Origin of the sequence: Arthrobacter sp. efr-133-TYG-120, assembly GCF_030209785.1 — a bacterium.
GTDB lineage: Bacteria > Actinomycetota > Actinomycetes > Actinomycetales > Micrococcaceae > Arthrobacter.
Map to the genome: position 1 here is coordinate 66,307 of NZ_JARVRI010000027.1, position 18,530 is coordinate 84,836.

Here is an 18,530-nt window from a genome sequence, read left to right on the forward strand (position 1 = left end):
CGACTGAGTTCTCGGACGCCCGCTCACATATCAACGGTCGCGGGCGGACCCTCGCTCACATGTCAACGGTCGCGGGCGGACCCTCGCTCACATATCAACGGTTGCGGGCGGACCCTCGCTCACATATCAACGGTCGCGGGCGGACCCTCGCTCACATATATCGACCGATCCCAGCAATATCCTGCGGTGTCGTCCTGCAGCACCCTCCAATAAGCCGAGCGCCAAGTTCTTGCCAGATGCCGGCTCCTTCCGCAATGCTTGCAGGTTGCTTGCCATCAGCACCGCCCACGGCCGGGCCGGGCGTCCAGGTCTTGGTTAGAGCGTCATAGCTTTCGCCGGAATTCGGATACGCGATCAACGGGATTGAGGTGACTTTGCGGAGGGCTCGAAGCGACGGAGAGACCAGTTCCAGAGGCACGCAATTTACGCCGATCGCGACGACGCGCGGCTGCGTTGCACAGAGCCTTGCGACGTTGGCCAGCGTTGTGCCGTCGCTGATGTGCTCCCCGTCCCGTAGCGTGAAGGAGAACCATGCTTCGATGTTGAACTCTTCTACGAGTGCCAACAGTGCCTTCGTCTCCGAAACCGAAGGCAACGTCTCACATGCCAGCAGGTCCACTCCCGCCTCCACCAGCGCCGCGATCCGGGGCCTGTGGAATTCCATGAACTCGATCCGGCTGAGGGTGTAGTCCCCGCGGTATTCCGAACCGTCAGCGAGGTAGGCGCCATAAGGGCCTACTGATCCGGCAATCAGCAGGGGTCCCGCTTCCGGGTTTTCAGCCAAGTATTCGCGCCTCGCGTCGTCGGCCAGGCGTACGCTCAATGCCACCAGCCCCAAGGCTTCCGCTTCGCCGATGCCGCGCTGTCTGAAGCCTCGCGGCGTGGCCTGGTAGCTCGCAGTGATGGCTACCGTGGCTCCTGCATCGAAATAGTCGCGGTGCACTTGCTTGATCAGCTGCGGTTGTTCCAGAAGCACCTTGGCCGACCAAAGTGGGTCCTCCAGATTGCAGCCCCGCGCCTCGAGCTCAGTGGCGAGTGCGCCGTCCAGCGTCAGCTTCGAGCCGGCGTCGAGCATGCGGGACAGCGTGATCTTACTGGGCATCGTTCGGGGCTCCAAGCAGTTGATCTTCATTCGTGCCTATGTGGGGACGAGATGGTCCAGCGTGACCACCCTCTCACTATATTCGTCATTATGAGCATTTGAAAATGCTTGTAATGATCAGGCCAGTTATGCCACCATGGCAGTCAAGCAATCGGCGCCAAGCGCAGGGAAGAGGACCCCTTGAAGATAGAAATGAAATCAGTGCGCAAGCTGCGCGTACATTGGCCTATCGCGTCCGAGACTTTCGCTGGGCTCGCTGGGGGCGAGGCCGGTGCGTTCCGGAATGACCACGGCATTACGGCACTGCTTCAGGCCTTGGCGGACTCCCCGGAGTTGGGGGACTTTGGAAACTACAGGCACGTTTTCGAGTCCGGCGTGGGATTCGAAGGATTCACCGTGGCTGAAGGCGCCAACCCCACCTTGGGGCAAGTGGGCCAGCGGACCATTTCGCCGACCTTTGTCTTCACGACGTACTTCGACGCCGCCCTGGACGACGAGCGGGTGGATCGGTTCATGCGTCACCTTGTGGAGATCCACCCTTGGGAAGTCCCTGTCATAGAGCTATCCGGCGTCGTGAGCGTCTCATCCACCGCACTGGCAGAGGCCCGCGAGAGCGGTGTCGCATCATGACCGACAACGCCACGACGGATTTTTGGGACGGGCTCCAGCCCCTCATAGCGGGCAGGACGTTCGCCGACTTGACGCATGCATTCCACCCAGGCCAACCGCACTTCCCCGCTTTCCCCGACGAGATCAGGGAAGCCGTGTTCGATCTGGAGAATGGCGACGGATTCACCGCGCACCGCTATTCGATCATCGGGCAATGGGGAACACACGTTGATCCCCCCTCACATTTCATCCGCGGCGCCCGGTCTTTGGATCAGATCCCGGTAGGGGACATGATCCTTCCGCTGGTCATCCTGGACATTTCAGAACGGGTCAAGGCTGATCCCGATGCCACCCCCACGGTGGCGGACATCCACGCATGGGAAACCCGAAACGGCACTGTCCCGACGGGTAGCTTTGTGGCACTGCGGACCGGCTGGAGCCGACGTTGGCCCGATGCCGACGCCATGGCGAACAGGGACGACGAAGGCATCAGTCACAGTCCGGGCTGGTCGCAGGAGGCCCTCACCTTCCTGATTGAACGACGGTCGATTGCGGCTGTAGGTCATGAACAGACAGACACGGACCCGGGGCTGGCCACTTCCCGCAAGGACTTTAGCCTGGAGACATACGTGCTGGGACAGAACCGTTGGCAGATCGAGCTATTGGCGAACCTGGATGGTCTTCCGGAAAAGGGTGCCGCCCTGGTTGCGACGTGGCCAAAACCCCTTGAGGGCAGCGGCTTTCCCGCCCGGGTGTTTGCTATCCACTGAGTCACGCCCGTCCGGTGGCTAGAATCAGATCCATGCCTAAGACATCCAGCATGGGACGGGGAATCATGGCTGTCCTTGCAGTCGGCTCCCGTAACGCCGAAGGCCTCGCCGGCGGCACGGTCGCCGATATTGCAGCCGATTTAGGCAAGGATCGCAGCCAGGTCTCGCGGAGCCTGCGAGTCGCGGAACAAGAAGGGTTCCTGGAACGCGCCGAGCGGCGGTCCTACAACCTGAACTGGTCACTCTTTACCGACGCCCAGCTTTTGACCGAACAACGGCTGCAGACGGACGGGATCACTGCCCTGGAGGGCCTTGCCGGCGAAACGAACGAAGGATGCTTTCTCGGAGTGCTGAGCGGTGACAGCACGGTGACGGTCGGTGAGCGTATTCCGGCGAGCAGCAACATGGTCGGTTCGTGGTTGGGCCGGCCTTACCCGGCCTACTGCAGCGACGCCGGCCAGGCATTGTTGTGGGAGGCGTCCGACGCCGAGGTCCGAACCGTTTTCGCGTCCTCTGCATTTGTTCGCCACGGCCCCAATACTCCGGTCAATGTCGAGGACTTCCTGACGCGGCTGCATGAGGCTAGGGGGCGGGGGTATTCCATCGTGGATGAGGAAGCAGAACCAGGCTTGTATTCCCTAGCCGTTCCCGTACGGGATTTCAAACGCGAAGTGGTGGCTGCCCTGCAGGTCGTGGGTCCTAAGACACGGCTGGCCGCGCGGCGGGAACTCTGCGCCTCGGCTCTCGTGTCGTGGGGAAAGTGGCTCGAATCGACGATGGGTCAGGGACTGCCGCAGGCGCTGGCCTAGCTCGCAAGGCCCCTTCCTCCCGTATTGTCCCGAGTACTGCGACCGCATGATCCGAGCCGCGCGGCGGCTTCCGTGAGAACCTTCGCGATTTTCCCGGCCCTGGGCTCGATCTGGGGCCGGTTGCCCAGAACACTAAGTGAAGCAAGAATCACTCCTTCCGGGTCACGGACAGGAACGGCCAATTCGTAGACGCCATGTTCGAATTCTTCGGCCGCCACTATGAAGCCCCGGTTCCGGTCCCTGTCCATCAGCTCGCAGACCTCCTCGGTCGAGTGGGCCGCGCCCGGACCGCCGACACCGATGAAGTTGGCGTCCTTGAGGAGATCCTGAATCGCGGCCTGCTCGTGATCCCACAAGAGTGCCCGGCCTGATCCCGTGCACCATGTCGGCGTCACCATTCCAGGTTTGACGAAGCTGCCAGGGAGCGCGTCATTGCTAGATGCGCGCAGGAGAATTACCCGGAAGCCCTCGCGGACAGAAACCCTGGATCGGAGGCCAAGCGTGGCCACCAGCGCCTCCAACTCGGTTCTTGATTGGCGAACCCAGCCAGTATTAAGCGACGCCGCGAGGCCGAAAAATTGCGGGCCTGTCCGGAACGGACCGCGTTCGACCCTTTCGAGAAGTCCCAGATCACACAATTCCTGGGTCAGCCGGGATACCCGGCTTTGCTCCATGTCCAGCTCGGAGGCGAGCTGGGAGACGCCGAGGAGCCGCCGGCCCCACTTCTCCCGGTCCGCGACCAAGCGCACAATACGAAGTCCTTGTGCCATGGACGACGCTTCCGAGGAAGAATCCATTGTCAATGCTCCTTCCGAGCTTCATCAGGCCCTATTCTCACACGTCCCCGTTGACCGGAACGCGGCTTCCTCTTGCCCACACGGTGTAGAGATCGGCGAGGATTGCCGAGTTCGCCGTCTCCATCTCCTCAACGGTGATTTCTTCGGCTCCTTGCTTTCCGAACAGCACAACTTCGTCGCCCGGAGAGGCGTCAGCGATGTCGGTTGCGTCAACAACCATGGAATTCATCGAAACAAGGTCGACGATGGCGACACGCCGGCCACGGACGAGCACATGGCCTCCACGGGCCAGCGCGCGGCGGTAGCCGTCGCCGTATCCTGCGGTCACCGCTGCCAACTTTGAGTCCCGGTCCAGCGTGTGGGCGAGGCCATACCCGACTTTGGTGCGGGCAGGATAGCTATCGATATGGCGGTTGTCATCTTTGGGGGAGTGGGTCATGATCCCGGCCAGCTGAAGCCTCGGATGGCTGACCATCCGTCGGACAGCCCTCGGCCAGGGACAGCAGTCCCCGGCCGAGAGCTGGGTGAACGATGGTCAGCGATCCAGCAAAGACGGCGCGGCCGTGCGCGCCTTGCGTCCGTACTTGAGATAGAACAAGGCGTAGCAGGCTCCTACGAAGGGGACCCCGAAGTAGAGGGCGGCTACCTGGTTCGGGTCAAACGCGATACCGATCAACGAAATGAAGCAGAGCGAGAACGCCAGGATCGGAACTAGGGGAAACAGCGGGGCCTTATAGGGAAGGGCGGCGACGTTGCCGCCATTCTTGACGAAAGTCCGCCTGTGGAAGAAATGTGATGCGGCGATGGACATCCACACGCCGACGACGGCGAACCCTGCGACGGACACAAGGGCCAAATACACCGTCTCGGGCGCAACCACGCTGCTGATGAGCGATGCCAGGCCACCCACCATGCTCACGGAGAGCGCAACCATAGGGATGCCGCGCCGGGTCAGCTTTCGCAACACGCGAGGGGCATGTCCTTCGTCCGAGAGAGAGTACAGCATGCGGGCGCACGAGAAGAGACCGCTGTTGCCGGCGGAAAGGAGCGCGGTGATGATGACGAAATTCATGGCGTCGGCGGCAAACGGGATGCCGATGGAGGAAAAGACCGTCACGAACGGGCTCTGGTCCAGGCCGACCTGATCAAACGGGATGGTGGCGGCGATGACCGCGATGGCCCCGACGAAGAACATCAGCAAGCGGACGACGGTACTGCGCATGGCCTTCGGAATGCTCTTGGCAGGATCCGCGGTTTCGCCTGCCGCTACGCCGATGAGCTCGGAACCGGAGAAGGCATAGAACACTGCAAGCGCGGTGACCAGAACGCCAGTGAATCCGTTGGGGAAGAGACCCCCGGTGGTGTTGAAGTTCTCGAGGAGGAAGGGATGGTTGCCGGTCTCGCTCAATGGGTGGAAACCAAATAGTGCGGCACCCCCGAGCACGATCAGGACGATGATGGCTCCGACCTTGATGATCGCGAACCAGAACTCCGACTCTCCGAAGAACCGCGAAGAGACGGCGTTGAGGCCGAAAAGAACGGCGGCAAAGATGACACACCAGACCCACACGTCGATGTTTGGAAACCATCGCTGCATGAGGAGGCCGGCCGCTGTGAATTCCGAGCCGATGGCCACGGCCCAGCAAAGCCAGTAGAGCCACGCCGTGGTGAATCCCGTGGCTGGTCCGATCGACCGCGATGCGTAGATGTGGAAGGCTCCCGATACTGGGTACGCGATGGCAAGTTCGCCAAGGCATGCCATTACCAGGTAGACCACGAAGGAGCCAATCAGGTAGGCGATGACCGCGCCGAGCGGTCCGGCCTGGGAGATCGTGTAGCCGGAACTCAAGAAAAGTCCGGAGCCGATCACCCCGCCCATGGCGATCATGACGAGGTGCCTGGGCCCCATGGACCGGCGTAGCCCGGATTCAGACAACGGAGGGGATGAGAGCTGTGGTTCTAGCGCGACGGGTAATGAGGATTCCATGGTGCCTCCGGGGTCGGTGGTCAGGTTGGTGGTCGAATCGGTGCGAAGAATGCGCGTGATACCTCGGGGGTCGAGGGGTGATCCGGATTGCCGGAGGTGCGCAAGGGGATGGTGATGAAGATAACACAGCGTAGTCGAATTGGTCATTAAAAACATTTGGGCATGCACATGTTGCACGCATGTTACTTGCGGGTGCTGATGTCGAATCGCCATGCGGATGGTCGATTCGCCCTATTCTTCGGCCGGAATCACATGCCCTGGCTGACATGGAATCCGGTCAATATTGGAGGACAGATGTAACTGACTGAAGGAGCAGCATGACCACCTATGACATTGCCCTGATCGGCTTTGGCGGCGTCAACAGGACCCTGGCCGAACTGATCGCAACACGCAATGAGGCACTTCGTTCCGGGCTGGGCTTTGGCCTCCGGGTCGTGGCAATCACCGACCTTCGCCTCGGATCCCTGGTCCAGCCTGATGGTATCGACCTCTCCATGGCCCTGGGCCTTGGCGGCGGGAGCGAAACCTTCGCCGAACACGGGGGATCCGCGGACACCAACAATGAGTCGGTCATCCGCTCGTGCACAGCAGACATCATCTGCGAAGCCACCTTCACAAACCCCGACGACGGCGAACCTGCGGTCTCCCATGTGCGGTGGGCCCTCGAATCGGGCAAGAGCGTCTGCACCACGAACAAAGGACCGGTTGCCCTCCGTGGGGCCGAACTGATTTCCCTAGCCGCGCAAAATGGCGTCTACTTCGAATACGAAGGAGCCGTCATGAGTGGCACGCCGGTGATCCGTTTGGCGAAGAAGATGTTTTCAGGACTCCGGTTGAATGGTTTCGAAGGCATTCTCAACGGAACCAGCAATTACGTGCTCGGTCGGATGGAAGCCGGCCTGGACTTCGAAGCTGCCGTCAGCGAGGCACAGGAACTCGGTTACGCCGAGGCGAACCCAGCAGCAGACATCGAGGGCTACGATGTCCAGCTCAAGGTCCTCATCCTCGCCAACGAACTGCTTGACGCGGGCATCGAACTCAAGGACGTCCGGCGGCAAGGGATCTCGACGGTCACGGCGGAAGATGTCCGAACGGCATCCCGGAACGGACGCCGCTGGAAGCTCGTCGGTTCGGCACGGCGGAATCCTGACGGGACCGTCACCGCAGGTGTAGCCCCGGTCGCGGTGCCCCTTGACCACGGACTTGCCGGCGTTTCGGGCGCTACGAACGCCGTCTCCTTCGATACCGATCTACTTGGCCCGGTTACCGTATCGGGACCTGGAGCAGGTCGCGTGGAGACCGCCTACGCCTTGCTCTCAGACATCATCGCCATCCACTCAGCAAAGACAGGGGCGGCCGCACATGTCTGAGTCCACACTCTGCGCCACGGAAATGGTGCTGCCACGATTCCGTGAAGTGACGAGCCCCTACGATGGCAGGATCGTCGGCACGGTCCCCCTGACCGACGCTTGTGCCGCCGACGCCGTGCTCGAAGTGGCCCGGGCCGGCGCGCGAAAAGCACGGGCACTGTCCCGCAACACCCGGGGGAAAATCCTCGACACTGCTGCCACCGACATCGAACGGCGAAGCGAAGAGTTCGCCCGGACCATTGTTGCCGAGTCAGGCAAGACCATCCGCCAGGCCCGAAAGGAAGTATTGCGAGCCGTCAATACCCTTCGCCTGTCCGCGGCCGAAGCGCGCCGGAACGCCGGAGAGGTCATTCCCTTTGACTCATACGAGGGCTCGGAAGACCGGACCGGATGGTACTCGCGCGAACCGCTTGGCATCATTGCAGCGATCACGCCCTTCAACGACCCCCTCAATCTCGTGGCGCACAAGATCGGTCCGGCCATTGCCGGAGGCAATGCAGTGGTCCTCAAGCCCTCCGCCCTGACTCCCCTGTCGGCCCAACTCCTCGCGGACGCCCTCGTGGATGCTGGGCTTTCGCCTGAAGTCCTGACTGTTGTTCACGGGGATCGGGAGATAGCCGAAACCATCATCCGGTCCCGGGATGTGAGAATGGTGTCCTTTACCGGCGGGTTCGCCACTGGGGAAAGCATTGCCCGCGCCGCCGGCCTGAAGAAGCTTTCCATGGACCTGGGCGGAAACGCACCTGTCATCGTCCTGAGCGATGCTGACATTGACGACGCCGTGGAATCCTGCGTCTCCGGAGCGTTCTGGGCCGCTGGCCAGAACTGCGTGGGGGTGCAGCGAATCCTTGTAGCCACACCGTTGTACGCCGATTTCCGCCAGCGCTTCCTGGAAGCGACAGCCCGATTGGTATCCGGAGATCCGTCGGATGAGCGGACGGACGTCGGGCCGATGATCAGCCCCGCTGCGTTAGACGAACTCAAAGCCAAGCTTGATGAGTCCATCCATGACGGCGCTGCACTTCTCGCAGGCAACGTGAGGGTAGGCAATGTGCTTGAGCCGACTGTGCTGGAAGCGGTCCCGGCGGACAGCAGGCTGTGGAGGGAAGAAGTGTTCGGGCCTGTTGTCATGCTGCATGCTTTCAATACGTTCGAAGAAGCCATTGAAGTAGCAAATGCCATCGAATTCAGCCTTCACGCCGGCATTTTCACGGACTCCCTGAGCAACGCCATGGACGCCGCGCGCCGGATCGACGCAGGCGGAGTCATGATCAATGATTCCTCGGACTATCGGTTCGACGGCATGCCGTTCGGGGGTTCCAAATACGGAAGCCTCGGCAGGGAAGGTGTCCATTTTGCTTACGAAGAGATGACCCAGCCCAAAGTCGTCTGCATCAAGAACCGTGGGATATAGAGCCGTGACCAGCCGCATCGAGACCGATTCGCTCGGGAACATTCCCGTACCCGCCAACGCCTACTGGGGAGCACACACTGCCCGGGCATTGGAAAACTTCACCATCAGCGGCATTCCGATCTCCAGGCATCCGCACTTGGTACGCTCCCTGGCAATGATCAAGAACGCCGCGGCGCAGGCCAACTGCGAACTTGGGGTGCTCTCGCCCCGGCAGGCGGCAGCAATCCGCGAATCGTGCCGGGAAATCCAGGAAGGGCATCACCTCGAACAGTTCTGCGTTGACGTCATCCAAGGAGGGGCCGGCACCAGCACGAATATGAACGCGAATGAAGTGATCGCGAACCTCGGGCTGGAAAAACTGGGCCAGCGCCTCGGCGACTACCAGCACCTGCACCCCATCGACCATGTCAATCGTTGCCAATCCACCAATGACGCTTATCCAACCGCCATCAAGCTGGCCCTCATTTTCGCCATCGCGGAACTCAACCAGGAATTGGGCAAGCTTGCCGAAACCGCCAGAAACAAGGGTGCCGAATTTGCCGATGTCGTGAAGATGGGTAGGACCCAGCTTCAGGATGCTGTCCCGATGACCCTGGGGCAGGAGTTCAATGCCTTCGCCGCCACGTTGGAGGAAGATCGCTCCCGGCTCCTGGAGTCCACCGATCTGATGCGCGAATGCAGCCTGGGGGCCACCGCCATCGGCACCGGCATTACCGCCGAACCGGGTTATCAGCAACTGGTGCTGCGGGCACTCTCCGAAGTTTCCGGCGTCGACGTCCTTCCTGCCAACGATCTGGTTGAGGCGACGTCCGACGTCGGAGTTTTCATGCACGTGTCGGGCATGCTCAAACGGACCGCAATCAAGCTATCCAAGATCAGCAGTGACCTCCGATTGCTGTCCAGCGGACCGCAGAATGGCTTTGGCGAGATCACCTTGCCTCCCCGTCAAGCGGGGTCGTCCATCATGCCCGGAAAGGTGAACCCTGTCATCCCCGAGACCATGAATCAGATCGCTTTCGCGGTTGCCGGAGCGGACACCGCGGTAACGATGGCTGCAGACAATGGCCAACTCCAACTCAATGCCTTCGAACCTGTCATCGCTCACGTCCTGCTTCAAGCCGTTTCATGGCTCAAACAAGGAGCTCGCGTTCTCCGCACACACTGCATGGAAGGCATCGAAGCGAACACCGACCGCCTCGCCCGCCAGACGGCAGCTTCGGTGGGCCTTGCAACGGCACTGGTTCCGGCCATCGGCTACGCGGCCGCGGCGGCGGTCGCCAAGGAAGCCCTGCGGGACGGATCACCGGTTCTCGACGTCGTTACCGGCAAGAACCTCCTGGACCGTGCCACCGCTCAATCGATGCTTGAATCGGCTGCGCTTCCGGTCAGGGGTACCCGCATATCAGCGGTCTGATCGCCAACTCCTCACGCGGTCGGCACTGCGCCACGCCGGATGAGACTGGAAAGCGTCATGGCCGTCACGGTATCCGTGACGCCCGGAAGTGCGGCGATCTGCTCCCAGATCTCTTGGATTCTCTCCAAGGACCGGGCTTCAAGCCTCACGAGAAGATCAAAGTCCCCGCTGACGACGTCGCACAAAACCACTTCCGGAATGGACCGCAAAACAGCAATGACATCCGAACCACGCACCCGGTCCTTCCGGTAGACCATAAGGAAAGCCGAGACGGACCCTTGCCCGGGTAGGCCAGCAACCAGCGTATATCCCTGGATGTATCCTTGCCGTTCCATCCGGTCGACGCGCTGGCGCACAGCATTCCTTGAAAGCAGGACTTTGCTCGCCAGTTCGGCATGACTAATGCGTGCGTTCTTGGTGAGCTCCGCAAGGATCCTCTGGTCTATGTGATCGAGACTCACGCGGTCCATGCCCACCCTTCAAAAAGTAATCCCTGTGCACAACCCAAGCAGAACCCGATCCACAACCGAAAGCTCCAGAAAAGATGATACTTCCGCATCACAGCCATCCAACGTTCGGCGCCATCACCTGCGTCCTGTTCGACATGGACGGAACACTTATCGACTCTGCCCCAGGTGTTACCTCAAGTGCTGCCCGGGCTTTGGAATCCGTGGGAGCGCCGGTCCCGAGGCCGGACGAACTACTCAGGTTTGTCGGGCCACCGATGGTCGAATCGTTCAGGGCAGTCTCCGGGATTGACGAAGCGACAGCCCAGAGAGCCCTCCAACACTATCGCAAGGCATACGCGGATCACGGCGCTGAGCAATCGAGCCTCTACGAAGGAGTCACAGAACTGCTGGAGCAACTACACTCAGCCGGTATCCCCATGGCTGTTGCCACGTCCAAAGTGGAAGATCAAGCACTACGACTCGCACGACGCTTTGGAATCGAAAGCAACTTCATCACCATATGCGGGGCATCGGACGTTGAAAGACGGGCGACCAAGGCGGAAGTCATCGGTGAAGCACTGCTCCGCCTTGCCTCCCTGGGCATCGATATCTCCAACCCGGCAATGGTCGGCGACAGAAGTTATGACGTCGCGGGAGCCGCTGAGCATGGAATTTCCACCTTTTTCGCGCTCTGGGGGTACGGGGGAAATGAGGAGGCGTTGCACGCTGCTGCCACTGCCATCTCACCCACAGTTTTGCTGCCGATGATCCTGGCCTCATCAGTGAGCGAGCGTTCCGCCGTTTGGCCTCATCAGTGAGCGGGCGTCCGCCGAAAGGGCCGTATATGTGAGCGAGCGTCGGAGGGGACCAGACCCCTAGTCCGCCGGCCCTCCGTCGGCTAGTCTGCTTTCACGGCCTGCCAGGCCCGCAGTTCAGGCATCAAGGACGATCATGAGGAGCAAGAATGGCTGACCACACATATAGCGTTTCCGAAATTGTTGGAACTTCGTCCGAGGGCGTCGACGCCGCCATCAGGAACGGCATTGCGGCCGCGAGCCAGACCCTCCGGAACCTCGACTGGTTCGAGGTCAAGGAAATCCGCGGCCATCTTAGCGAGGGCGCCGTTGCCGACTGGCAAGTAACCATCAAGCTCGGATTCCGCCTGGAGCGTTAAGAAGCCCCCAAAACCCCAAAACGACGATGGCCGCCAGCCTTTCTGTGGAAAGGCTGGCGGCCATCAGTTGCGAGGCTGGACTCACCCGCGGGTCCAGACTTGGACGGGGTCACCGCCACAGAGGAGTCGCCGGCCGCGGCCGGCAAATTCGATCCACAGGAATTCGTGGTCCGACGAAACTTCGTCCACGAGGCCGGCGTCGAAGCCCCATTTGTCCTCGTGGATCCAGACGGTTTCGCCGCGGCTGAGCTCCGACCATTTCGACGGCGGCAGGCGAAGTGCCGCTCCAGCGGGCCGTTGCGCCGACGTCGTGAAGTGGCTTGGGCCCCACGCGCCCAAGGTTTCGGGACTCATCGGGACTCGGCTACCAGGTACTGGCGGTGCCAGACCGTTGCCGTACCGTTATGGGCCGGGAAGACGTGGCCTTCGAAGAACGTGTGCACCACGTGGGGTTCACCTTCGGGGCTCCACTGACCGGATGCCGGGCAATGCGAGCCCGTGGATCCCGCGGACCCGGCGGTGGTTGCCCGTTCCCTCAGCAGCGCGATGCGTTTCATCGTTGAATTCCATCCTTGATATGCGAAAAGGTCTGGATTCAGCGTAAACGCGATTCAAAAGCCGCCCAATGGGCACATAGACAGAATCACGCTGATTCACTATGCAGCAGCACAGTGACGTGGAGCACTTTTGGCTGAAACTCCCTCAGCTCTCGTCCATCGCATGACGCTCGGACAACTCCGCGCCCGGCGCCGTTCCGGCAGCAAACGTCGTTCCGGCACCAAACGCCGTTCCCGCACCAAAGCTGCCCAGCAACTTCAAGGCATCGTCCGACGGCGAACCCGCCTTCGCTGAATAGACCCGTAGGACCTGGTCCGGGTCCTCCGGCAGCGCCAGATTCTCGAAGTTCAGTTCCACGTCCCCCACCGTGGGGTGGTGCAAGCGGACCGTGCCGGCCGAGCGTGCGGCCACTCGATGCCCTGCCCACCATTGGCGGAAATGTTCGCTGTTCACGGCGAGTTCGCCCACGAGCTGGTTCGCTTGTGGATCGTCGGGGTGCCGCCCGGTATCCGCACGCAGGGAGCCGGCGGCTTCCGCGGCAACCGTCTTCCAGTCCCGGAACAGTTCGCGTGCCTGCGGGTCCAGGATCAGCCAGCGAGTGAGGTTCCGCTCGGCGGGAGGCATGGACGGGAAGTCGGCAAACAGCAAGACCGCCATGCGATTGGCTCCGAGCACGTCGCTGCGCCGGCCAAGCAGGAGCGCCGGAACGTCGCCCACGGCGTCCAGAAGTTGGCGCAAGGCCGGCCGCACCCGTGGTGCGGGAGTCGGCGCCTTGGCAGTCGACGCGCAGTGCTCAAGCAGGTCCATCATGTGGGTGTGCTCGCTTGAGTCCAAGCGAAGGGCCCTCGACACCGATTCGAGGACCGCCCGGGAAGGATGGATATGGCGGCCCTGTTCGAGGCGGGTGTAGTAGTCCGTGCTGACATCGGCCAAGCGGGCAATCTCTTCCCTGCGCAGCCCTGGAACGCGGCGCGCGCCGGACGCTTCCGGCAACCCTGCGTCCTCCGGCGACATCCGGGCACGCATGGCTTTGAGGAACTTTCCGAACTCGGCACTTTGACCCATGTGCCTATTCTTCCTTCCCTCAGGGCTTGTTTCTACGGCCAAGGTAGGACTCCGAGTCCTAGGAAAAACAGGGGGCGTCAAAACTACTGATTGTTGTGCCGAAAGTGCATAGGCTCGAAAAAGCCAGTCAGGCAATCCACCCACCAGTGACGAAAGGGCCGGACATGTCCAACGCTCAGAATTCAACCGTTCCCGGGCTCGTCCTGAACAACTCGGTCACCATCCCCCAGCTCGGCTTCGGCGTCTTCCAGGTCCCGCCTGCCGAGACCCAGAAGGCCGTGGAGGACGCTCTGGAGGCCGGTTACCGGCACATCGACACCGCCGCGGCCTACCGGAACGAATCCGGTGTCGGCGCGGCAATCAAGGCTTCCGGCATCGCCCGGGAAGAACTCTTCATCACCACCAAACTCCGCAACGGCGAACAGGGACGGGCGGCGGCGGCATTCAACAACAGCTGCCGCGAACTCGGCCTCGACGTCATCGATCTCTACCTGATCCACTGGCCCGTCCCGTCTCAAGGCTTGTTCGTGGATGCGTGGAAGGCACTCGAAAGGATCCATGCCGACGGCGGCGCCAGGGCAATCGGCGTCTCCAACTTCCTGCAGGATCATCTCGACACCCTCCTCGAGTTCGCCGACGTCGTTCCCGCCGTCAACCAGATCGAGCTGCACCCGACCTTCCAACAGCGGGAACTGGCGGCGAAGAGCCGCTCGCACGGAATCGCCGTCGAGGCGTATAGCCCGCTGGGGCAAGGAGCGGACCTGGGGTCGCCAACGGTCGCCGAACTTGCCGAAACGCACGGTGTCACCCCCGCACAGATCGTGCTGGCCTGGCACCTCGGAACCGGCAACATCGTCATCCCCAAGTCCGTCCACCCCGAGCGGATCCGCCAGAACCTCGCGGCGGCGGCGCTGCAGCTCACCCCGGACGAACTGGCAGCCATCAGCGCGCTCGACGCCGGTACGCGCCTCGGCGCCGATCCCGCCGTCGCGTCCTTCAGCCAAATGTAGAAACCACCAGCGTAAGGAACCCAAAACCATGCAGTACACCCACTTGGGCCGTTCAGGGCTCAGCGTCTCCCGCTTGTGCCTCGGAACCATGAATTTCGGCCCGCAGACGGAGGAATCCGCAGCGCATTCCATCATGGACTCGGCCCTGGACTCGGGCATCAACTTCTTCGACACCGCCAACGTCTACGGCGGCCACGACAACCGGGGTTGGACCGAGGAAATCCTGGGCCGCTGGTTCGCCAAGGGCGGCGAGCGCCGCGAGCGCGTCGTCCTCGCCACCAAGCTCTACGGAACCATGACTGACCGCCCCAACGAGTCCAAGCTCTCCGCCCTCAACATCCGGCGCGCCTTGGACGCCAGCCTCAAGCGCCTGCAGACCGACTACATCGACGTCTACCAGTTCCACCACGTGGACCGGAACACGCCGTGGGACGAGATCTGGCAGGCCATCGAGGTAGCGGTCCAGCAGGGCAAGATCCTGTATTCCGGAAGCAGCAACTTCGCTGGCTGGCACATCGCCCAGGCCCAGGAGACTGCCGCGCGGCGCAACTACAACGGACTCGTGAGCGAGCAGTCCATCTACAACCTGCTCACCCGCAATGTTGAACTGGAAGTCATCCCGGCCGCCCAGCAGTACGGCCTCGGCCTCATCCCGTGGTCGCCGCTTCACGGCGGGCTCTTGGGCGGGGTGCTGAAGAAGGAACGCGACGGCGTCCGTCGCCTTGAGGGCCGCGCGGCGGAGACCCTGAAGAAGCATGAAGACCAGATCCGCCAGTACGAGGACCTCGCCGACGACCTTGGCTACGAGCCCGGCGACGTTGGCTTGGCCTGGTTGCTCCACCAGCCGGCTGTAACCGCGCCGATCGTGGGTCCGCGCACGCAGGAGCAGTTGGACGCCGCCATCAGGGCTTTGGATGTCACCCTCGACGCCGATGCCCTCAAGCGGCTCGACGACATCTTCCCGGGCCACCGGACCGCGCCGGAAGACTACGCGTGGTGACGTCGGCACCGTTGCGCCTGCTGTTCATCGGCGGGACCGGGACCATCAGCGCGGCGGCGGCGGAGCGCGCCGTCGCGCTGGGTCATCGGCTCACCGTGCTCAATCGCGGAGTGAGCTCGGAAAGGCCCGCACCTCCGGGCACGGAATTGTTGCAGGCGGATATCCGCAACCCCGCGGAGGTGGCGGAGGTGCTGAACGGCCGCGAGTTCGACGTCGTCGCGGACTTCATCTCTTTCACGCCGGAGCATGTGGCCGCCGCGGTGGAGCTGTTCCGCGGCCGGACCGGGCAGTACGTGTTCATCAGTTCGGCCTCGGCCTACCAGAAGCCGCCCGCACGCTTGCCGATCCTCGAATCGACCCCGCTCAGGAACCCGTTCTGGAAGTACTCCCAGGACAAGATCGCGTGCGAAGACTTTCTCGTCCGCGCCTACCGCGACGAAGGATTCCCCGTGACCATCGTCCGGCCTTCGCACACCTACGACCGCACGCGGATCGCCCTCCTGGGCGGCTGGACGGACATCCATCGGATGCGGGAAGGCCTGCCCGTGATAGTCCACGGCGACGGTACCTCGCTGTGGACCCTCACGCACGCGGATGATTTTGCAGTCGCTTTCGTCGGCCTCCTCGGCCGGCCCCAGGCTGTGGGTGAAAGCTACACCATCACCTCGGACGAAGCACTCCCGTGGGACCAGGTATACCGGCTCTTCGCCACAGCGGCAGGGGTGCCGGAACCCGAGCTGGTGCACATCGCCTCGGACACCATTGCAGCGCACTCCCCGGAGCTTGGCCCTGGGCTTCTCGGGGACAGGTCCCACTCCGTGGTCTTCGACAACACCAAGATCAAAACGCTGGTGCCCTGGTATCGGGCAGAAATTCCGTTCGCGGCAGGCGCACGGGAGATCTTCCGGTGGCATGATGAACATCCAGGCATCAAGCACGTGGACCAGGACTTCATGAAACTCAGCGATCAACTGGTCCAATGGGCACGGAGGCCGATCTAGCAACTGAAAGGACAGGAACATGGCACTTGCTCCGACTGTCAGGCTCAACGACGGTAATGCCATTCCGCAGATCGGCCTCGGAACCTGGCCCCTCGACGACGCCCAGGTCGCCACGGCGGTGGTGTCCGCCGTCGAGCTTGGCTACCGGCACGTCGACACGGCGTACCGCTACGGTAACGAGGCCGGCGTCGGGCAAGGCGTGCGGGACTGCGGGGTCCCGCGGGAGGAACTGTTCATCACCACCAAACTGGACGGCACCCACCAGGGCCGCGATCGCGCCGTCGAGGGCCTTGAAGGATCCCTCAAGCGCCTCGGGCTGGACTATGTGGACCTCTTGTTGATCCATTGGCCGCTCCCCCAACGGAATGAATTCGTATCCACTTGGGAGACTTTCGAGCGGCTGCAGGCTGAGGGGAAGGTGCGTTCGATCGGCGTGTCCAACTTCAAGCCCTCGCACCTCGAGCGGCTCCTTGAGGAAACCTCGGTGGTGCCGGCCGTCAACCAAATCCAGATTTCGCCGTCCATCACGCGGATCGATGAGCGCGCCTTCAACGGCAACCATGGCATCGCCACGGAATCGTACAGTCCGTTGGGGGCCGGCCGCGATCTCCTGAATGCCCCGGTGCTGGCAGCCATCGGGAAGAAACACGGAAAGACTCCCGGTCAGGTGGTGTTGCGCTGGCACGTCCAGGAGGGGCTCGTCGCCATCCCGAAGTCCGCCAACCCCGCGCGCATGAAGGAAAACCTGGACGTTTTCGGCTTCGCTTTGGATCATGACGACCTGTCCGCGATCGCCACTTTGGACGCGGGCGCCGATGCCGGTGTCGACTCGGACGTACAGGGACACTGATACAGGTTTCACTCACCAACACTGAGGACGGCATGGCAGAGAACATCGACGGAACGCTCATCTGGACTGGCGCGTACACCGCGGACAGCGACGGGAACGGATGGGGCATTGGGGCAGTCGCCGCGCGCGAAGATGGCAGCCTAAGTTGGCTGGGCACCGCCGTCGAAGCGCCGTCGCCGTCGTTCCTTGCCGTTCATCCCACGCTGCCGGTGGTCTATGCAGTGGCCGAGGCCGCGCAGACGGTCCGGGCGTATCGGCGGACCGGGCTTTTCGGCCTCGAGCCGCTCGGCGAGGCCTGGCCAGCCGGAGCCGCGGCCTGCCACGTCGCCGTCGACCCTTCCGCACGTTTCATCGTGGTCAACTGTTGGGGCGACGGCAACGTGCTGATGTACGGGCTCGACGACGACGGCGGCATCACCTCGCGCTTTGCCGCACCGCCGGCGAAAGACCCGCACGCCGGCGTCGAAGGCGGCATCGACATCGCCACGGGCGGACCCCGGGTGAGCCGTGCCCATGCAAGCCTCATGCTCGAGGACGGCCGGATCATGACCACCGACCTCGGCTTCGACCTCGTACGGGTGTGGAATTACTTCCCCGACACCGGCCTCCTCAAGGACCACGAAGTCGCGCTCCCGATGGGCAGCGGCCCGCGACACTTGGTCCAGCACCCCTCCGTCGACGCAGTCTTCGTGGTGACCGAGTACTCCATCGAAGTGGTGGTGCTCCTGCCGGGCGCGGACGGCCGCTTTGCGCTCCACCGTCGCGGCCCTGCGACAGCCGGTGGAGCCGCCGACGGCGACGCGGCAGCGGAAATCGCGCTTTCCCCGGACCATCGCTTCGTCTACACGGGCATCCGCGGTTCCAACCGGATCTCGGTATTGGCCGTCGAAGGCAGCGGAACCCGGCTCCGGCCCGTGGCTGACGTGCCCAGCGGGGGAGACTGGCCCCGCCATCACCTGGTCCGCGACGGCTGGCTCCATGTGGCGCACGAGCGTTCCAACCAAGTCACAACCTTTGCACTGAACCCTGCCACGGGTATACCGGGGGATGTCCTCGAGCAGGTGGACGTGGGTTCCCCTACCGTTTTGGTCATCGCCCCCTGACGGGCCAAAACAGCGACGCTCGCTCACAAATGCGGTCAAAATCGGGAA

21 protein-coding genes are annotated in these 18,530 nt (G+C 62.5%); 13 read left to right on the top strand and 8 right to left on the bottom strand.

Annotation, left to right across the window (positions count from 1 at the left end; genetic code table 11):
* Positions 1 to 151 precede the first annotated feature (151 nt).
* Positions 152 to 1,102 (bottom strand): homocysteine S-methyltransferase, encoded by a 951-nt coding sequence (mmuM, locus tag QRN51_RS15895; RefSeq protein ID WP_284990813.1) that lies wholly within the window; start codon positions 1,100 to 1,102, stop codon positions 152 to 154.
* 192 nt (positions 1,103 to 1,294) lie between these two features.
* Here mmuM and QRN51_RS15900 point away from each other — a divergent pair, with 192 nt between their 5' ends.
* The 3 genes from QRN51_RS15900 to QRN51_RS15910 are packed head-to-tail and all read left to right on the top strand — an operon-like array spanning position 1,295 to position 3,290.
* Positions 1,295 to 1,732, top strand: coding sequence for a YqfO family protein (locus tag QRN51_RS15900; RefSeq protein WP_284990814.1), 438 nt, complete (start codon positions 1,295 to 1,297; stop codon positions 1,730 to 1,732).
* Positions 1,729 to 2,481 carry a cyclase family protein gene (locus QRN51_RS15905; protein ID WP_284990816.1) on the top strand — a complete coding sequence of 251 codons (753 nt, stop codon included), beginning with the start codon at positions 1,729 to 1,731 and terminating at the stop codon, positions 2,479 to 2,481. The genes QRN51_RS15900 and QRN51_RS15905 overlap by 4 nt, the downstream gene beginning before the upstream one ends.
* Positions 2,482 to 2,513: 32 nt before the next feature.
* Entirely contained in the window at positions 2,514 to 3,290 is a 777-nt protein-coding gene (locus QRN51_RS15910) for an IclR family transcriptional regulator (RefSeq protein ID WP_059388378.1), read from the top strand.
* On the opposite strand, the gene QRN51_RS15915 is transcribed toward QRN51_RS15910, so the two are convergent.
* The 3 genes from QRN51_RS15915 to QRN51_RS15925 form a co-directional block, all read right to left on the bottom strand.
* Entirely contained in the window at positions 3,287 to 4,087 is an 801-nt protein-coding gene (locus QRN51_RS15915) for an IclR family transcriptional regulator (RefSeq protein ID WP_284990818.1), read from the bottom strand. The genes QRN51_RS15910 and QRN51_RS15915 overlap by 4 nt on opposite strands.
* A 37-nt stretch (positions 4,088 to 4,124) precedes the next feature.
* On the bottom strand, positions 4,125 to 4,526 hold the full coding sequence (locus QRN51_RS15920; RefSeq protein WP_284990820.1) for an alanine racemase C-terminal domain-containing protein: 402 nt from the start codon (positions 4,524 to 4,526) through the stop codon (positions 4,125 to 4,127).
* A 96-nt stretch (positions 4,527 to 4,622) separates the two neighbouring features.
* Positions 4,623 to 6,074: an amino acid permease gene (locus tag QRN51_RS15925; RefSeq protein ID WP_284990822.1), complete on the bottom strand. Its 1,452-nt coding sequence runs from the start codon at positions 6,072 to 6,074 to the stop codon at positions 4,623 to 4,625.
* 317 nt (positions 6,075 to 6,391) lie between these two features.
* On the opposite strand from QRN51_RS15925, the gene QRN51_RS15930 reads away from it, so the two are divergent.
* The 3 genes from QRN51_RS15930 to QRN51_RS15940 are packed head-to-tail and all read left to right on the top strand — an operon-like array spanning position 6,392 to position 10,272.
* A complete protein-coding gene (locus QRN51_RS15930; RefSeq protein ID WP_284990823.1) occupies positions 6,392 to 7,444 on the top strand; it encodes a homoserine dehydrogenase in 1,053 nt (350 codons plus the stop codon).
* Positions 7,437 to 8,858: an aldehyde dehydrogenase family protein gene (locus QRN51_RS15935; protein ID WP_284990825.1), complete on the top strand. Its 1,422-nt coding sequence runs from the start codon at positions 7,437 to 7,439 to the stop codon at positions 8,856 to 8,858. The genes QRN51_RS15930 and QRN51_RS15935 overlap by 8 nt, the downstream gene beginning before the upstream one ends.
* A gap of 4 nt (positions 8,859 to 8,862) precedes the next feature.
* Positions 8,863 to 10,272 (top strand): aspartate ammonia-lyase, encoded by a 1,410-nt coding sequence (locus QRN51_RS15940; RefSeq protein ID WP_059388372.1) that lies wholly within the window; start codon positions 8,863 to 8,865, stop codon positions 10,270 to 10,272.
* Between the two features lie 11 nt (positions 10,273 to 10,283).
* Here the strand turns inward: QRN51_RS15940 and QRN51_RS15945 are convergent, their stop codons facing one another.
* Positions 10,284 to 10,742: an Lrp/AsnC family transcriptional regulator gene (locus QRN51_RS15945; protein ID WP_059388371.1), complete on the bottom strand. Its 459-nt coding sequence runs from the start codon at positions 10,740 to 10,742 to the stop codon at positions 10,284 to 10,286.
* A gap of 74 nt (positions 10,743 to 10,816) precedes the next feature.
* Here QRN51_RS15945 and QRN51_RS15950 point away from each other — a divergent pair, with 74 nt between their 5' ends.
* On the top strand, positions 10,817 to 11,539 hold the full coding sequence (locus tag QRN51_RS15950; RefSeq protein ID WP_284990828.1) for an HAD hydrolase-like protein: 723 nt from the start codon (positions 10,817 to 10,819) through the stop codon (positions 11,537 to 11,539).
* Between the two features lie 146 nt (positions 11,540 to 11,685).
* Entirely contained in the window at positions 11,686 to 11,895 is a 210-nt protein-coding gene (locus QRN51_RS15955) for a dodecin (RefSeq protein ID WP_059388369.1), read from the top strand.
* 81 nt (positions 11,896 to 11,976) lie between these two features.
* Here QRN51_RS15955 and QRN51_RS15960 read toward each other — a convergent pair whose 3' ends face one another.
* The 3 genes from QRN51_RS15960 to QRN51_RS15970 all read right to left on the bottom strand — a co-directional run bounded on the left by QRN51_RS15960 (position 11,977) and on the right by QRN51_RS15970 (position 13,518).
* Complete coding sequence (locus QRN51_RS15960; protein WP_059388368.1) at positions 11,977 to 12,249, bottom strand: hypothetical protein; 273 nt, start codon at positions 12,247 to 12,249, stop codon at positions 11,977 to 11,979.
* Positions 12,246 to 12,452 carry a hypothetical protein gene (locus QRN51_RS15965; protein WP_284990829.1) on the bottom strand — a complete coding sequence of 69 codons (207 nt, stop codon included), beginning with the start codon at positions 12,450 to 12,452 and terminating at the stop codon, positions 12,246 to 12,248. The genes QRN51_RS15960 and QRN51_RS15965 overlap by 4 nt, the downstream gene beginning before the upstream one ends.
* 145 nt (positions 12,453 to 12,597) lie before the next feature.
* The gene (locus tag QRN51_RS15970; RefSeq protein WP_284990830.1) at positions 12,598 to 13,518 is read right to left on the bottom strand and encodes a helix-turn-helix transcriptional regulator; all 921 of its coding nucleotides are present in this window, start codon (positions 13,516 to 13,518) and stop codon (positions 12,598 to 12,600) included.
* A gap of 164 nt (positions 13,519 to 13,682) precedes the next feature.
* Here QRN51_RS15970 and QRN51_RS15975 point away from each other — a divergent pair, with 164 nt between their 5' ends.
* The 5 genes from QRN51_RS15975 to QRN51_RS15995 are packed head-to-tail and all read left to right on the top strand — an operon-like array spanning position 13,683 to position 18,482.
* Positions 13,683 to 14,528, top strand: a complete 846-nt coding sequence (locus tag QRN51_RS15975) for an aldo/keto reductase (RefSeq protein WP_284990831.1) — start codon at positions 13,683 to 13,685, stop codon at positions 14,526 to 14,528.
* Positions 14,529 to 14,556: 28 nt separating this feature from the next.
* A complete protein-coding gene (locus tag QRN51_RS15980) occupies positions 14,557 to 15,528 on the top strand; it encodes an aldo/keto reductase (RefSeq protein ID WP_284990833.1) in 972 nt (323 codons plus the stop codon).
* Positions 15,525 to 16,529 carry an SDR family oxidoreductase gene (locus tag QRN51_RS15985; RefSeq protein WP_284990834.1) on the top strand — a complete coding sequence of 335 codons (1,005 nt, stop codon included), beginning with the start codon at positions 15,525 to 15,527 and terminating at the stop codon, positions 16,527 to 16,529. The genes QRN51_RS15980 and QRN51_RS15985 overlap by 4 nt, the downstream gene beginning before the upstream one ends.
* Before the next feature lie 19 nt (positions 16,530 to 16,548).
* On the top strand, positions 16,549 to 17,379 hold the full coding sequence (locus QRN51_RS15990) for an aldo/keto reductase (protein ID WP_059388362.1): 831 nt from the start codon (positions 16,549 to 16,551) through the stop codon (positions 17,377 to 17,379).
* Between the two features lie 32 nt (positions 17,380 to 17,411).
* Positions 17,412 to 18,482: a lactonase family protein gene (locus QRN51_RS15995; RefSeq protein WP_284990835.1), complete on the top strand. Its 1,071-nt coding sequence runs from the start codon at positions 17,412 to 17,414 to the stop codon at positions 18,480 to 18,482.
* Positions 18,483 to 18,530: the final 48 nt, after the last annotated feature.

What these genes read in the sequence shown, in the direction of transcription:
- mmuM (WP_284990813.1), bottom strand. Translation starts at nt 1,102, where the DNA reads ATGCCCAGTAAGATCACGCTGTCCCGCATGCTCGACGCCGGCTCGAAG.
- QRN51_RS15900 (WP_284990814.1), top strand. Translation starts at nt 1,295, where the DNA reads ATGAAATCAGTGCGCAAGCTGCGCGTACATTGGCCTATCGCGTCCGAG.
- QRN51_RS15905 (WP_284990816.1), top strand. Translation starts at nt 1,729, where the DNA reads ATGACCGACAACGCCACGACGGATTTTTGGGACGGGCTCCAGCCCCTC.
- QRN51_RS15910 (WP_059388378.1), top strand. Translation starts at nt 2,514, where the DNA reads ATGCCTAAGACATCCAGCATGGGACGGGGAATCATGGCTGTCCTTGCA.
- QRN51_RS15915 (WP_284990818.1), bottom strand. Translation starts at nt 4,087, where the DNA reads ATGGATTCTTCCTCGGAAGCGTCGTCCATGGCACAAGGACTTCGTATT.
- QRN51_RS15920 (WP_284990820.1), bottom strand. Translation starts at nt 4,526, where the DNA reads ATGACCCACTCCCCCAAAGATGACAACCGCCATATCGATAGCTATCCT.
- QRN51_RS15925 (WP_284990822.1), bottom strand. Translation starts at nt 6,074, where the DNA reads ATGGAATCCTCATTACCCGTCGCGCTAGAACCACAGCTCTCATCCCCT.
- QRN51_RS15930 (WP_284990823.1), top strand. Translation starts at nt 6,392, where the DNA reads ATGACCACCTATGACATTGCCCTGATCGGCTTTGGCGGCGTCAACAGG.
- QRN51_RS15935 (WP_284990825.1), top strand. Translation starts at nt 7,437, where the DNA reads ATGTCTGAGTCCACACTCTGCGCCACGGAAATGGTGCTGCCACGATTC.
- QRN51_RS15945 (WP_059388371.1), bottom strand. Translation starts at nt 10,742, where the DNA reads ATGGACCGCGTGAGTCTCGATCACATAGACCAGAGGATCCTTGCGGAG.
- QRN51_RS15950 (WP_284990828.1), top strand. Translation starts at nt 10,817, where the DNA reads ATGATACTTCCGCATCACAGCCATCCAACGTTCGGCGCCATCACCTGC.
- QRN51_RS15955 (WP_059388369.1), top strand. Translation starts at nt 11,686, where the DNA reads ATGGCTGACCACACATATAGCGTTTCCGAAATTGTTGGAACTTCGTCC.
- QRN51_RS15960 (WP_059388368.1), bottom strand. Translation starts at nt 12,249, where the DNA reads ATGAGTCCCGAAACCTTGGGCGCGTGGGGCCCAAGCCACTTCACGACG.
- QRN51_RS15965 (WP_284990829.1), bottom strand. Translation starts at nt 12,452, where the DNA reads ATGAAACGCATCGCGCTGCTGAGGGAACGGGCAACCACCGCCGGGTCC.
- QRN51_RS15970 (WP_284990830.1), bottom strand. Translation starts at nt 13,518, where the DNA reads ATGGGTCAAAGTGCCGAGTTCGGAAAGTTCCTCAAAGCCATGCGTGCC.
- QRN51_RS15975 (WP_284990831.1), top strand. Translation starts at nt 13,683, where the DNA reads ATGTCCAACGCTCAGAATTCAACCGTTCCCGGGCTCGTCCTGAACAAC.
- QRN51_RS15980 (WP_284990833.1), top strand. Translation starts at nt 14,557, where the DNA reads ATGCAGTACACCCACTTGGGCCGTTCAGGGCTCAGCGTCTCCCGCTTG.
- QRN51_RS15990 (WP_059388362.1), top strand. Translation starts at nt 16,549, where the DNA reads ATGGCACTTGCTCCGACTGTCAGGCTCAACGACGGTAATGCCATTCCG.
- QRN51_RS15995 (WP_284990835.1), top strand. Translation starts at nt 17,412, where the DNA reads ATGGCAGAGAACATCGACGGAACGCTCATCTGGACTGGCGCGTACACC.